The following is a 14,165-nucleotide window of genomic DNA, read 5'->3' on the forward strand; positions in this document are numbered from 1 at the left end:
CTAACGAGAACGCTTTCTCGGTGGTTCGGGGGGGGTGGTAAGGTCCTTTTCCCCTCCTGGACAACCACCCCCGAACCGTCAGCACAATCAAGCTTCGGGGTGCCCCACGCCCACCCCCCGGCGCAATGTCGCCCCCAGGCGACGAGCCGACCCCCTACGGAATCATCAACACCGGCGCCCCGCGAACCGCCTCCGCAGCCCTCTCCTCCCGGACCGCCTCCGCCTGCCGCAACGCCGTAACCCGAGGCGGAACCCGGTCCAGATGCCACTCCGCCAGCACCAACGCCACCTTCGCCTGCATCTCCGTCCTCAACCGCAAGAACGAATCCGCCGGATCCGCCCCCACCTCCCCGAGCAGCAACCACCAGGCCCAAGCCGCCGCCCCCGCATTGGCGATGAAGTCCGGAATCACCGCCACCCCCCGCGCGGACAACGCGGCCTCCGCCTCCGGCGTAGTAGCCGCATTGGCAGCCTCGACCACCACCTTGGCCTTCACCAGATTCTCGTTGTCCACCCGCAACGCATAAGAAATAGCCGCGGGCACGAAAATATCCGCCGCGACGGAAACCACGGCCTCCCGCGGCAGCGCCTGAACCCCCTCCGGCAACCGCCCCCGGTCCACCTCCCCGAACCGGTCCCGCGACTCCAGCAGCGCCGGCACGTCCAACCCCTCGGGGTCGTACAACGTCCCCGCCGCGTCCGCGACCGCGACGACCTTCATCCCCGCCTCGTGCAGGTACCAGGCGGCCCCTCCGCCCATGGTCCCGATGCCCTGGATCGCGACGGTCGTCTCCGGCACCCCCCAGCCCCAGGTGTTCGCCGCCCCCAGGCAAGCCTGCGCGACCCCATACCCCCCGATGACGTCCCCGAGCAACTGCCCGCCCGGCACCGGAGCGTTGAGCCCAGCCTGAACGCGGCGAAGCGTCCGAGCCGGATCGGCCGACCGGCGGATGGCCGCGTGGTACGACTGCTCCAGCCCGAGATCCGCGAAAACCTCGTCGATGAGGTGCTGCGGCACGCCGAGGTCCTCGGCGGTCACCCAGCTGGCGTCCAGCCAGGTGCGCAGGAACTCGCAGAAACGGGTGAGCACGCCCTTCGCGCGCGGGTCCTTCGGGTCGAAGTCGATGCCGCCCTTCGCGCCGCCGACGGGGAGGTTGAACGCGGCCGTCTTGTTGGCCATGCCGCGGGCGAGGTCGGCCACCTCGTCGACGGTGCAGCCGGCGCGCATCCGCGTGCCGCCCGTGGCGACGCCGGAAACCAGGCTGTGCACGACCAGGTAGCCGCGCGCACCCGTGACCGGATCCGTCCACGTGAGCTTCATCAGCGGTTCGGCGGTCCGCGTGTCCATCGAGCCACTCACCTCCTCGAGTCCTGGGCGGCGCCGTTCGCCGCCTGCTTTCGAGGGTGGGGCCGGATCCGGGCCCGCGTCTATTTACCGAACCTGCACGAAGTTGTTTAGGGTTCGTACATGGAGCTTTCGTTGCACCGCTTGAGGATGCTCCGCGAACTGCACCGCAGGGGCACGGTCACCGCGGCTGCCGCGGCGTTGCATTACACCGCTTCGGCGGTATCCCAGCAACTCGCGCAACTCGAACGCGACGTGGGCGCGAAGCTGTTCGAACGGCTCGGCCGCCGGGTCCAGCTGACCGAACTCGGCATTCTGCTCACCGAGCACGCCGAGGACATCCTGGGCTCGGTCGAGCGCGCGACGCTCGCGCTGGAGGAGGCGCAGGGGTCGATGTCCGCGCGGCTCACCGCGGGGGTCTGGGCGTCCGTGGCGTCCGGCCTGCTCCCCACCGCGCTCACCGCCTTGGCCGCGGACTACCCGGGAATCCAGGTGCGGACGAAGGAACTGGCCCCGGAGTCGACCGCGGACGCGGTGCGGGACGGCACGCTGGACCTGTCGTTCGTCATCGACTACTCCGACGCCCCGACGGAGTGGAGCGACGGGCTGGAGCGCGCGGTCGTGGCGGTGGAGCGGCTGCACGCGGCGGTCCCGGCGGGCGCGCTGCCGTCCGGGGTGGCTCCGCTGGACGCGCTGGCGGAGCACCCGTGGATCCTGGCGAGCCCCAAGTCCCATTTCGGCCGGGCGATCCGGATCGCGTGCCAGCGGCACGGGTTCCAGCCGAAGATCAACCACGAGGTGGAGGAGCAGTCGACCGCGATGGCGATGGTGGGCGCCGGCCTCGGCGTCACCCTGGTGTCCGATCTCGGCCTCCGGCTGCTGCGCCCGCCCGGGATCGACGTCGTCGCGCTCGCCCCGCCGCTGCTGCGGACGGTGTCGATCGCCTACCGCCGCACCGAGATCCGGCGCCCGGCGCTGCATCTGGTGATCGCCGCGGTGCAGGAGGCGGCGGCCGAATTGGGGCTGGGCGCCGAACCCGCCCTGCCCTGAGCCGGGGCGCCCCGGATGGAGCAGCGCCGGCGAGTGTGATCTGTTCGGTGAACTCCCAGGTCATCCTGGATTACGGAGTCCTTATCGATCGCCTCGGCGGCTTCGCGGACCTGTTTTTGTCGGACCCCGCGTGTAGCGTCGCGAAGCGACGAGGTCCGGTCCCGCGGACCTCCCGACGGGGACGGCGACAGATGACTGCAGTGCACGATTTTCCGGACAGATCCGGAAGTGCGGCGAACCGGACCGCGCGGGTCCTTTCCGACCGCGCGGAAGGGGAGCGGTACGTCGCGTCGGTGTGTTTCAAGCACGGCCCGCCGAGACTGCTCGGGGTGGAACTGGAGTTCACCGTGCACCACGCCGGCGACCCGGCCCGCCCGCTCGACCCCGATGTCCTCGCCACGGCGCTCGGCCCGCACACCCCGCGGACGCTGCGCCCCGACAGTCCCGCGATCCCGCTCCCGGCCGGTGCGCCGGTGAGCCTGGAACCCGGGTGCCAGGTGGAGCTTTCCGCTCTGCCGCAGGCCTCGCTGCGTGCGCTGCACGCGGCTGTGGAGGCCGATCTCGCTCATCTCACCGGTCTTCTCGCCCGCCACGGCCTCGAACTCGGCGCCGCGGGCATCGACGAGCACCGGCCGCCCCGGCGCGTTCTGCGCACCCCTCGCTACGCCGCCATGGAACGCCGGTTCGCCCCGATCGGGGCGGGCGGCATCACCATGATGTGCAGTACCGCGGGCCTGCAGATCTGCGTGGACGCGGGCGAAGCCCACGAGGTCGCCGCGCGCTGGGCGGCCGCGCACGCGATGGGGCCGCCGCTGCTGGCCCTGTTCGCGAATTCCCGGGTCCACGCGGGAGCCGACACCGGGTTCGCCTCGGCGCGCTGGCTGGCGGTGCGGGAAACCGAACCGGTCCGCACCCAGTCGCCCGAACCCGGCCCGGACCCGGCGCGCGAATGGGCCCGCCGGATGATGGACACCCCGCTGATGGTGTTCCCGCGCGGCGAACGGCCGTGGGACGCGCCGGAGGGGCTGACCTTCGCCGAGTGGATCAGCGGCCGGGGCGCGGCCACCGTGCTGCGCCGTCCGACGGTCGCCGACCTCGACTATCACCTCACCACGATGTTCACCCCGGTGCGGCCGCAGGGCTACCTCGAGCTGAGGTACCTGGACGGGCAGCCGCCGGGGGAATGGCTGCCGCCGGTGGCGCTGGTCTCCGCGCTGCTGGCGAATCAGTCCACAGTGGACAAAGTGCGCGAGGTGTGCGCGCCCGCGGCGGGCCGGTGGGACGACGCCGCCCGGTGCGGGACGGCGGACGCGCAGCTGGCCGCGGTGGCCAGGGAACTGGTGGAGCTCGGCATCGCCGGGCTGCCGTCCACCGGGCTTCCCGAGGACACCGTGCGCGGGCTCGCCGCCGGGCTGCGCGCCCGGGCCGCCGGGGTGCCGCGCCAGAACCGATGAGCAGGACCGAGAGCACCGCCGGGCCGGGCGCCCGGCGAACCGGACTCGAGGAGCCAGGAGCCATGAGCACCATCCCCGAACAGAACCCGTTGCTGGAGCTGAGCCCGCAAGACCTGCGGGCGCACGCGGCCGCCGCCCTCACCCGGGCGCGCGAGCGCAGCGTGGCGCTGACCGACGCGGTCGACGACGAAGACCTCGTGCGGCAGCATTCGAAACTGATGTCCCCGCTGGTGTGGGACCTCGCGCACATCGGAAGCCAGGAAGAGCTGTGGCTGGTCCGCGACGTCGGCGGCCGGGAGCCGCTGCGGCCGGACATCGACGACCTCTACGACGCCTTCCAGCACGCCCGCGCGGACCGTCCGGCGCTGCCGCTGCTCGGGCCGGCCGAGGCCCGGGCCTACGTGAGGGAAGTGCGCGAAAAGGCGTTCGACATCTTGGAAACCGCGCCGCTGGAAGGCCGCAGGCTGACCGAGAGCGCGTTCGCGTTCGGCATGATCACCCAGCACGAACAGCAGCACGACGAGACCATGCTGGCCACTCACCAGCTGCGCAAGGGCGAACCGGTGCTGCACGCCCCGGAACCGCCGCGCGCGCCCGCCCGGAAGCTGCCCGCCGAGGTGCTCGTTCCGGGCGGCCGCTTCACCATGGGCACCACAGCCGAACCGTGGGCGCTGGACAACGAACGCCCGGCGCACGAGGTCGACGTGCCCGCCTTCCTGCTCGACACCACCCCGGTCACGTGCGGGGCGTACGTCGAGTTCCTGGAATCCGGCGGCTACCACGACCAGCGGTTCTGGAGCGAGCCCGGCTGGGCGTACCGGCAGGAGCACGACATCACCGCGCCGCGGTTCTGGCGCCGCGAACCGGACGGCTGGTGGCGCACCCGCTTCGGCGTGCGCGAGCGCGTTCCGGAGAACGAGCCGGTCGTGCACGTTTCGTACTACGAGGCCGAGGCGTACGCGCGCTGGGCGGGCAAGCGGCTGCCGACCGAGGCGGAGTGGGAGAAGGCCGCCCGGCACGACCCGGTGAGCGGGCGGTCGCGGCGTTTCCCGTGGGGCGACGAGGAACCGACCGCCGAGCACGCCAACCTCGGGCAGCGCCACCTGCGCCCGGCCGAGGCCGGCGCGTACCCGGCCGGTGCGTCGCCGCTGGGCGTGCACCAGCTGATCGGCGACGTCTGGGAGTGGACGAGCACCGATTTCCACGGCTACCCGGGCTTCTCCGCGTTCCCGTACCGGGAGTACTCGGAGGTGTTCTTCGGCCCGGAGTACAAGATCCTGCGCGGCGGGTCGTTCGGCACCGACGCGGCGGCGATCCGGGGCACCTTCCGCAACTGGGACTACCCGATCCGGCGGCAGATCTTCGCCGGCTTCCGGTGCGCGCGCGATCCGCGTCCGGGCGAGGCGGGCTAGCCGGATGTGCCGTCATCTCGCCTATCTCGGCGCGCCGGCGTCCCCGGCGGAGCTGATGTTCGCCGCGCCGCACGCGCTGCTCGTGCAGTCGTACGCGCCGCTCGACATGCGCGGCGGCGGTTCGGTGAACGCCGACGGCTTCGGCCTCGGCTGGTACCCGGAACCGGGCGCGCCGCCGCAGCGCTACCGCCGCCGCGAACCACTGTGGACCGACCAGACGCTGCCCGCGTTGGCCGCGTCGGTGCGCACCACCGCGTTCGTCGCGGCAGTGCGCAACGGCACCACCGGCATGCCAGTCACCGAAGCGGCCGCCGCGCCGTTCACGGAGGACCGCTGGCTGTTCAGCCACAACGGCGTGGTGCGCGGCTGGCCCGGTTCGCTGCGCGGCCTGGCCGGGCAGCTGGACGTCACTGAGTTGTTCACCCTTGAGGCGCCGACGGACTCCGCACTGCTGTGGGCGTTGCTGCGCGCCCGGCTGCGCGCGGGGGAGGAACCGCTCGAAGCGGTGACCGCTCTCGTGCGGGAGGTCGAGGCGGTCGCCCCGGGTTCGCGGCTGAATTTCCTGCTCACCGACGGCGAACTGCTCGTCGGCACTGCCTGGACGCACGCGTTGTCCGTGCGCCGCACGGAAACCGGCGTGGTGCTGGCGTCGGAGCCGTGCGATCCGGACCCGGCTTGGACCGCCGTGCCCGACCACCACGCCGTGCGCGCCACCGCGGCCGGCGTCGACATCCTTCCCCTGACCCTGGAACGGAGCACCGCCCGATGACCGAAGCGGACCTGGAGAGCCATCGCCGCGACGTGACCGCCGAACTGCGCGCGGACGTGCGCGAAGGGCTCACGGCCGACCAGAAGTGGTTGCCGCCCAAGTGGTTCTACGACGCCGAAGGCAGCAAACTGTTCGAAAAGATCACCGCGCTGCCGGAGTACTACCCGACCCGCAGCGAACGCGAGGTGCTCGCCGCGCGGGCGGCCGAGGTCGCCGAACAGACCGGCGCGCATACGCTCGTCGAACTGGGGTCGGGGTCGAGCGAGAAGACCCGGCTCCTGCTGGACGCGTTCACCGCCCACGGCACGCTGGAGGCGTTCGTGCCGATGGACGTGTCGGAGTCCGCGCTGGCCGAGGCCGCCGCGGCGATCACGGCGGACTACCCGAAGCTCGAGGTGCGCGGGGTGGTCGGCGACTTCACCCAGCACCTTCGGCTGCTGCCCGGCACCGCGCCGCGGATCGTCGCCTTTCTCGGCGGCACGATCGGCAACTTCCTGCCCGGCGAACGCGCCGAGTTCCTGCGCTCGGTGCGGGACGTCCTCGGCGAAGGGGAGTGGCTGCTGCTCGGCACCGACCTGGTCAAGGACCGGGAAACACTGGAGCGGGCCTACGACGACGCGGCGGGCGTCACCGCGGCGTTCAACCGCAACGTGCTGCGCGTGATCAACGCCGAACTGGGCGCGGACTTCGACCCGGACGAGTTCGACCACGTCGCGTACTGGGACGCCGGACACGAGTGGATCGAAATGCGGCTGCGCGCCCGCCGCCGGACGGAGGTGCGCATCCCCGGCGCGGACCTGATCGTGCCCTTCGCCGAGGGCGAGCACATCCGCACCGAGGTGTCGGCGAAGTTCCGGCCCGAGCGCGTCGAGGCGGAACTGAACGCCGCCGGGTTCGCGCTGGAGCGATGGTGGACAGACTCACAGCAGCGGTTCGGGGTGAGTTTGGCAAGATCAGTGCGTGCGTAACCCTCTCGCGGCACTCGCCCGCAAGCTCGGCACCCAGCCCCGGCTGATGGGCGCCTCGCGCGCCATCATCGCGACCGACCGGCAGCTGCACCGGTGGTTCGGCGGCCGGATCAGCCTGGTCGGCCTCGCCGGGCTGCCGTCGCTGCGGCTCACCACCACCGGACGCCGCAGCGGCCTGCCGCGGAGCACGAACTTGCTGTACTACCCGCACGGCAGCGAGTTCGTGCTCACCGGCTCCAACTGGGGCCGCCCGAAGAATCCGGCGTGGACCCACAACCTGCGCGACAACCCGAAGGCGACGGTCGCGCTGCGCGGGCGCGAGATCGAGGTCAAGGCACGGGAGCTGGAGGGCGCGGAGTACGACCGGATGTGGGCGGAACTGCTCGAATTCTGGCCGGGGTACGAAATGGAACGCGACGCGGCGGGGCGGGAGCTGCCAGTATTCGTGCTGTCCCGGTGCTGAACGTCCCGGGGGAGAGCGGATGTACAAGTTCCACGGCTGGTTCGACCTCGCGGAATCCCCGGCTGAGCCGCCGTGGGGCGAGGAGAAGTTCGACGAGCTGATCGAGGACGTCCGCGCGCGCGTCGACGCGATCGACTGGACGTCCGGCGAAGCGCGGCTGAAGGTCTTCAACGGCATGTTCGTCTTGTGGGTGAACGGCATGCCGAACCACACCGGGGTGCACCGAGCCGAACTGGACGAACTGCTGGAATACATCGCCCGGGTGCTTCCCGGCTCGCACGGCATCTTGTACGAGTGGGACGAAGAGTCGAGCGAGTGGCCTTGGCCGTACGGCTACCGGGTCCGGGTCATGGCTCGCGGCGAGCTCACCGTCCGGCTCGACCCGTTCCTTTCGCCGCTCCAGCCCGTCGTCGAGGATCCCTGAACCGACCGCCCGAACCCGCAGATCCTCCTTTTGGCCGGTGCCCGGCTTGGCCGGATTATGCCAGTCTCGGTGACGCCCCGTAATCAGACGGGTGGGCAACCAGGGGAGATTCCACGTGCGCGGAACGAAAAGAGCACGAACCGGAGCTTTGGTCGCGGCGATCGCGACCGCGCTGACCGGGCTGGCGGGCACTGCCGTCGCGGCGCCTGCGGGCCCGGCGGCACCGGCCAAACCCGCGGAGATCGCGCGCACCGCGCCGGTCAAGTGGGAGGACTGCACCAAAGAACAGCTGCGCGGCGTCCCGGAAGACCAGGTGAAGCTGTACAGCTGCTCGCGGTATCGCGTGCCGATCGACCACGACGACGCGTCGCTCGGCACCATCGACATCGCGCTGATGAAGCGCGCGGCCAAGATTCCCGGGCAGCGGATCGGGTCGCTGTTCCTCAACCCGGGCGGTCCGGGCGGGTCCGGGTTGCGGATGCCGATCGCGGGCGACCGCTACTTCCGTCCGCAGGTGATGGACCGGTTCGACCTCGTCGGGTTCGACCCGCGCGGCGTCGGGGCCAGCAATCCGCTGCGGTGCTTCACCACCGCTGAGGACGCCGCCGACGTCCAGGGCCAGATGGTCCCGGTTCCGTTGTCGCGCAAGGAAATCTCCGGCACGCTCGCCGCGTACCGCGACTACGGCCAGTTCTGCCGCCGCAACGCGGGCGCGCTGCTCGACCACATGTCCACCCGCGACGTCGTGCGCGACCTCGACCAGCTGCGCGCCGCGGTCGGCGACAAGCAGCTGACCTACACCGGGTTCTCCTACGGCACCCTCGTCGGTTCCACCTACGCCGCGATGTTCCCGAAGCAGACGCGCGCGATCGTGATCGACGGGAACGTCGACCCGCAGCTGCGCACCAACGACGGCGTCACCTACGACCTCGCGCGGGCGCAGGGCTTCGAGATCGCCCTCGACGGCTTCCTCAAACGCTGTGCTCAGGCCGGCGACAAATGCGCGTTCAGCGCGGGCAACCCGCGGGCGAAGTTCGACGAGCTTCGCGAGCACCTGCGCACCGAGCCGATCACGCTGCCCGACGGCACGAAGGTCGACCTCGGCACCCTGACCGGCGCGGTGTCGAGCGCGATGTACTCGCCCGCCTCGTTCGGCGAGCTGGCCGCGAATCTGCAGCAGGCGTACTCGGCGCTGCACCCGTCGCTGCAGGCCCAGTCCATGCGGAAGAGCACTCTCTCCGCGGGCCGCGGCGGCCGGCTCGACCTCGCCCCGGACAGCCCGTACACCGGCGACGACTCCTACTTCGCAGTGAACTGCGCGGACAAGCCGATGCGGATCCGGCAGGAGCAGGTGCCCGCGATCGCGGGCAAGGCGGACCGGGAATCGCCGACGTTCGGCCGCTACCAGGTGTTCTCCGACATCGCCGCCTGCCCGGTGTGGCCCGCCGCGAAGACCTCCGACCCGTTCCGCGGGCCGTGGCGCGCGAACACCGCGACGCCGGTGCTCGTGGTCAGCAACTTCTACGACCCGGCCACCCGGTACCGCTTCGGCCAGCGGATGGCCGAGGAGCTGGGCAACTCGCGGCTGCTGTCGGTCGACGCGTTCGGCCACTGCATCCTCGGCAAAGCGCGCGGTGTGGACGACGCGACCGCCGCGTACCTGATCGATTTGAAGGTGCCCGCCGACGGCCAGGTGTTCCAGCCGGACCAGCAGCCCTTCACGACGTCCGCGAACGGCTGATCGGTTGATCTTCCGGTCGATCTCGGCCCGAAACCGGGCATAACGGCACAACCCTCTTGTCAGCGCCCGGCGGATCGGTGAAAGTGTCCGCCAGAAGTTCACCTGAGGGGAGTTGACGTGCGGCGCTGGGCGGGCGGGTTCGGCGCGGCCGCGGTCCTCGCCGGGACCGCGGTGCTCGCCGGTTGCTCCGGCTCGCCCGCCCAGGCCGGTCCGGTCCCGGTTTCGCGCTCGGCCTGCGGCGACGGCTGGACCGCGCCGCCGCCCGGGCCGCAGACCCTCCAGATCCGCAACGACGCCGCCGTCACCATGGAAATCGAGCTGGTCGACCCGGCCACCGGCACGGTTTTCGGGGAGCTGGAAGGCGTCGGTCCGGGCACGACGCGCGCGTTGCCGGTGAACTTCGGCAACGGTGCGTACGCCCTGCGGTGCGCGCCCGAGGACGGCACGCCGTTCGTCGGCCCGGCAGTGCAAGTCACCGGAGGTGCGGACCGGCCGGGACCAGCGGTGGTGCCGGTGACCAACGCCGACCTGCTCGGGCCGCTCAAGCAGTATCACGCCTATGTCGCCGACGGCCTCGGCACGCTCGCCGGTCAGACCGCCGCGCTGGCCCAGGCCGTCCAGTCGGGGAATCGCGGTGCGGCGCAACAGGCCTGGCTCGTCGCGCACCTGACCTATGAACGGCTTGGTGCTGCCTACAACGCCTTCGGCGACTCGGACGGCGCGATCAACGGCACCACCGCCGGGCTGCCCTCCGGGGCGGCCGATCCGGGCTTCACGGGGTTCCATCGCCTGGAGAACGGCTTGTGGCACGGCGAAGCGATGCCCGCGCTGAGCCCGATTGCCGACCAGCTCGACCAAGCGGTTCGCAAGCTGCGCACGTCGTTCGCCGACGCTCAGATCGATCAGAACGACCTCGGCTTGCGCGCGCACGAGATCATGGAAAACACCCTCCAGTTCGAGCTGACCGGCCGCACCGACTACGGCAGCGGCTCGAATCTCGCGACCGCCCGCGCGAACCTCACCGGCACCCGTGCGGTGCTCGACGTGCTGCGCCCGCTGCTGGCCACCCGGTTCCCCGGGCTGAAAGACCTCGACGCCTGGATCGCCCGCACCGACCGTGATCTCCAAGCAGCCGCCGGGAAACCGCTCTCCGCTCTCGACCGGAAACAGCGGCAGCGGATCAACGCCGACGTCGCTGAGCTGACCGAGCGCTTGGCCCCGGTCGCGGCGATCGCGGAGCCGAGGAGGGTCTCGTGACGCTGGGGCGGCGCGCGTTCCTGCGCGGAGCGGCGGCCGCCGGGGCGGGGGCGGGTCTGGCCGGGCTGTCCGGGAGTGCGACGGCGGCCGGGGGAGCGATGCCGTTCCACGGTCCCCGTCAAACGGCGGTGCTGGTGGAACCGGCGCGACATTCGGTTGTCGCCGCGTTCGATGTCGTGGCTGAGAACCGTGCCGAACTCACCGCCCTGCTCAAGGAACTCACCGCCCGCGCGCGGTTTCTCACGAGCGGCGGTGCACCCGCGTCGGTCGGGATCACCGGGCCGCCCGCGGATTCCGGCGTCCTCGGCCCGGAAGTCCCGAAAGGCGAGTTGTCGGTGCTCGTCGGCGCTGGTGCTTCGCTGTTTGACGACCGGTACGGGCTCACCGCGCGCAAACCGCCGAAGCTCAAGCAGATGCCGATGTTCCCGGACGACGCGCTCGATCCACAGTGGTGCCACGGAGATCTCAGCCTGGTGCTCAACGCCGCCGAACCGGACACCGTGCTGCACGCGTTGCGCGACATCGCCCGCGCGACCCGTGGCGGGATGCAGCTGCGCTGGAAGATCGACGGGTTCAGCTCCCCGCCGCGTCCGGCCGGGACGCCGCGCAATCTGCTCGGATTCAAAGACGGCACCTCGAATCCCGGACCGTCCGAAGCGGACAGTCTCGTGTGGACGGACGACGGCGGCAGCTATCAGGTCGTCCGGCTGATCCGGATGCTGGTCGAGTTCTGGGACCGGGTTTCGCTGTCGGAGCAGGAGAACATGATCGGCCGCCGCCGCGACACCGGCGCGCCGCTCGACGGTGCGGCCGAGCAGGACGTCCCGCGCTACGCCGAGGACCCGATCGGCACGGTCATCCCGCTGACCAGCCACATCCGGCTCGCGAACCCGCGTACCCCGCAGACCGACGGACAGCGGATCCTGCGCCGCGCGGTGAACTACGACCGCGGCGTGGATTCCAACGGCAACCTCGACATGGGCCTGGTCTTCACCTGTTACCAGCGCGATCTCGAGCAGCAATTCGAGGCTGTGCAGAAGCGGCTCGCCGGGGAGCCGCTCACCGACTACGTCTCGCCGTTCGGGGGCGGGTATTTCCACCTGTTCCCGGGCGTGACGGATCCGGCCGACTACTACGGCCGGGCAGTGCTGGGCTGAGCGGAAGGAGTTCGGGAGTGAAGCGGACCAGAAGGCGGGCCACGACCGCAGCCGCGCTGGCGGCGACCGCGGCGCTGGCAGCGGCGTGCGCGAGCAGTTCGGCGTCGACCTCGGCGCCGGCACACGCGATCGCCGCCGAAACCTTCACGACGGCGACGCCGATCAAGCACGTGGTGGTGATCTTCGGCGAGAACATCTCCTTCGACCATTACTTCGGCACTTATCCGAACGCCACCAACGAAAACGGCACCCCGTTCCACGCCGCGCCCGGCACCCCGAAGGTCAGCGGCCTCACCCCGGAACTGTTGCAGCACAACCCGAACGCCTACAACCCGAAGCGGCTGAGCCCGGACCACGCGCTCACCTGCGACCAGGCGCACGACTACAAGAAGGAACAGGCCGCGTTCAACGGCGGCAAAATGGACAAGTTCGTCGAGTACACCGAGAAGGACAAGTGCACCGGGCAGCCCGTGCTGTTCGGCGAGCCGGGCCTGGTGATGAACTACTTCGACGGCAACACCGTCACCGCGATGTGGAACTACGCCCAGCATTACGCGCTGAACGACAACTCCTTCAACACCGTCTTCGGCCCGTCCAGCCCTGGCGCGATCAACCTGATTTCCGGCCAGACGCACGGCCTTCAGCCGGTGGATTCGGTCACCGGCGAGCCGAAGGTCGACCCGCACACCGCGGCCTCGCCCGACTCGCGCGGGGTCGGCACCATGATCACCGACCCGGACCCGGCGTTCGACGACTGTTCGGACAAGAACCACACCGCGAAGGACAACCTCGGCGCGTTCCAGGGTCGCAACGTCGGCGACCTGCTGAACGCGCGTGGCGTCACCTGGGGCTGGTTCGAGGGCGGCTTCCGGCCCACCGGCGAGGCGAACGGATACGCCGTCTGCGGGACGAAACACGCGAACGTCGGCGGTCAGTCCTCTGTGGACTACAGCCCGCACCACGAGCCGTTCCAGTACTACCAGTCGACCTCGAACCGGAAGCACCTGCCGCCGTCCTCGCTGCACGCGGTCGGCCAGCAGGACCAGGCGAACCACCAGTACGACGTCCGGGACTTCAACGACGCCCTCGCCGCGGGGACGATGCCCGCGGTGAGTTTCCTGAAAGCGCCGGAATACCAGGACGGGCACGCGGGCTACTCCGACCCGCTGGACGAGCAGGCGTTCGTGGCCGACGAGATCAACCGGATCCAGGCGTCGCCGCAGTGGAAGAACACCGCGATCGTGCTGGCCTACGACGATTCGGACGGCTGGTACGACCACGTGGCGCCGAAAATCCTCAACGGCTCGCACGACTCCGCGCAAGACGCTTCGGTCTGCACGGCGAAGCCGGTGAAACTGGGCGGGTTCGCGGACCGCTGCGGGTACGGGCCGAGGCTGCCATTGCTGGTGATTTCGCCGTACAGCAAGGTGAATCACGTCGACCACACGATGACGGACCAGACCTCGGTGCTGCGGTTCATCGAGGACAACTGGCATCTGGGCCGGATCGGCGGCGGATCGTTCGACGCGATGGCGGGGTCGTTGTCCGGGATGTTCGACTTCTCGCATCCGAAGGCGAAACCGGTGAAACTGGACCCGGAAACCGGCGCGGTGGTCGGCTAGCCGAGGGGAGACGGGGCGGCCCGCATTGGCCGCCCGGTCTCCGCTCAGCCGGGCAGGATCGGCACGATCAGCACGTCCGGACCGAGCAGGAATTCCGTGTCCCGCCGCCACGCTTCGGCGTCTACTCCGACCAGCCGGACACGGGGGAGTGAAGTCCTACCCGCACTCGGCCAAGAATGATCTCGCAGGCGTTGTTCTCCGCCCAGATGTCCTACGTGCCTTCGCCGGACCACGGTGACTGTCGGCGGGTACACCTGGGACGTCTGCAAAGGATCGAACGGCGGCAACGCGGTCTTCTCGTTCCTGCGAACCTCGAACACCAACGCGGTTCGGTCGACGTGCTCGCGGTGCTGAACTGGATCAAAGCCCGGGGCTGGTTCGGCGACGTCACCCTCGGTGAGGTGCAGTTCGGCTTCGAGATCACCTCGTCCGCCGGCGGGATAAACTTCACCGCGAACAGCTATTCGGTGTCCTCGTCCTGAGCGGGGTCTTCTCCGGCGGGT

The 14,165-nt window shown here is 70.5% G+C and carries 12 protein-coding genes and 1 pseudogene; 12 read left to right on the forward strand and 1 reads right to left on the reverse strand.

Annotated elements, in window-relative coordinates:
• Positions 1 to 154: 154 nt before the first annotated feature.
• A complete protein-coding gene (locus ACZ63D_RS23390) occupies positions 155 to 1,348 on the reverse strand; it encodes a Glu/Leu/Phe/Val dehydrogenase dimerization domain-containing protein (protein WP_465356462.1) in 1,194 nt (397 codons plus the stop codon).
• A gap of 120 nt (positions 1,349 to 1,468) precedes the next feature.
• Here ACZ63D_RS23390 and ACZ63D_RS23395 point away from each other — a divergent pair, with 120 nt between their 5' ends.
• The 12 genes and pseudogenes from ACZ63D_RS23395 to ACZ63D_RS23450 all read left to right on the forward strand — a co-directional run.
• A complete protein-coding gene (locus ACZ63D_RS23395; RefSeq protein WP_465356463.1) occupies positions 1,469 to 2,395 on the forward strand; it encodes a LysR family transcriptional regulator in 927 nt (308 codons plus the stop codon).
• A gap of 191 nt (positions 2,396 to 2,586) precedes the next feature.
• Positions 2,587 to 3,849, forward strand: coding sequence for a glutamate-cysteine ligase family protein (locus ACZ63D_RS23400; RefSeq protein WP_465356464.1), 1,263 nt, complete (start codon positions 2,587 to 2,589; stop codon positions 3,847 to 3,849).
• Positions 3,850 to 3,911: 62 nt separating this feature from the next.
• Positions 3,912 to 5,261 (forward strand): ergothioneine biosynthesis protein EgtB, encoded by a 1,350-nt coding sequence (gene egtB / locus ACZ63D_RS23405; protein ID WP_465356465.1) that lies wholly within the window; start codon positions 3,912 to 3,914, stop codon positions 5,259 to 5,261.
• A 4-nt stretch (positions 5,262 to 5,265) separates the two neighbouring features.
• On the forward strand, positions 5,266 to 6,030 hold the full coding sequence (gene egtC, locus ACZ63D_RS23410; protein WP_465356466.1) for an ergothioneine biosynthesis protein EgtC: 765 nt from the start codon (positions 5,266 to 5,268) through the stop codon (positions 6,028 to 6,030).
• The gene (gene egtD, locus ACZ63D_RS23415) at positions 6,027 to 6,998 is read left to right on the forward strand and encodes an L-histidine N(alpha)-methyltransferase (RefSeq protein WP_465356467.1); all 972 of its coding nucleotides are present in this window, start codon (positions 6,027 to 6,029) and stop codon (positions 6,996 to 6,998) included. The genes egtC and egtD overlap by 4 nt, the downstream gene beginning before the upstream one ends.
• On the forward strand, positions 6,991 to 7,461 hold the full coding sequence (locus ACZ63D_RS23420) for a nitroreductase family deazaflavin-dependent oxidoreductase (RefSeq protein WP_465356468.1): 471 nt from the start codon (positions 6,991 to 6,993) through the stop codon (positions 7,459 to 7,461). The genes egtD and ACZ63D_RS23420 overlap by 8 nt, the downstream gene beginning before the upstream one ends.
• A 19-nt stretch (positions 7,462 to 7,480) precedes the next feature.
• Complete coding sequence (locus ACZ63D_RS23425) at positions 7,481 to 7,885, forward strand: Imm7 family immunity protein (RefSeq protein WP_465356469.1); 405 nt, start codon at positions 7,481 to 7,483, stop codon at positions 7,883 to 7,885.
• A 115-nt stretch (positions 7,886 to 8,000) separates the two neighbouring features.
• Complete coding sequence (locus tag ACZ63D_RS23430) at positions 8,001 to 9,626, forward strand: alpha/beta hydrolase (RefSeq protein ID WP_465356470.1); 1,626 nt, start codon at positions 8,001 to 8,003, stop codon at positions 9,624 to 9,626.
• 117 nt (positions 9,627 to 9,743) lie between these two features.
• Positions 9,744 to 10,883, forward strand: a complete 1,140-nt coding sequence (locus ACZ63D_RS23435; RefSeq protein WP_465356471.1) for an EfeM/EfeO family lipoprotein — start codon at positions 9,744 to 9,746, stop codon at positions 10,881 to 10,883.
• Positions 10,880 to 12,040 (forward strand): Dyp-type peroxidase, encoded by a 1,161-nt coding sequence (locus ACZ63D_RS23440; protein WP_465356472.1) that lies wholly within the window; start codon positions 10,880 to 10,882, stop codon positions 12,038 to 12,040. The genes ACZ63D_RS23435 and ACZ63D_RS23440 overlap by 4 nt, the downstream gene beginning before the upstream one ends.
• Before the next feature lie 17 nt (positions 12,041 to 12,057).
• Complete coding sequence (locus tag ACZ63D_RS23445; RefSeq protein ID WP_465356473.1) at positions 12,058 to 13,662, forward strand: phospholipase C; 1,605 nt, start codon at positions 12,058 to 12,060, stop codon at positions 13,660 to 13,662.
• A gap of 225 nt (positions 13,663 to 13,887) precedes the next feature.
• Positions 13,888 to 14,144 (forward strand): annotated as a pseudogene (locus ACZ63D_RS23450) (GH12 family glycosyl hydrolase domain-containing protein); the annotation flags it as partial.
• Positions 14,145 to 14,165: the final 21 nt, after the last annotated feature.

Source organism: Amycolatopsis sp. NPDC104775 (genome assembly GCF_055583325.1).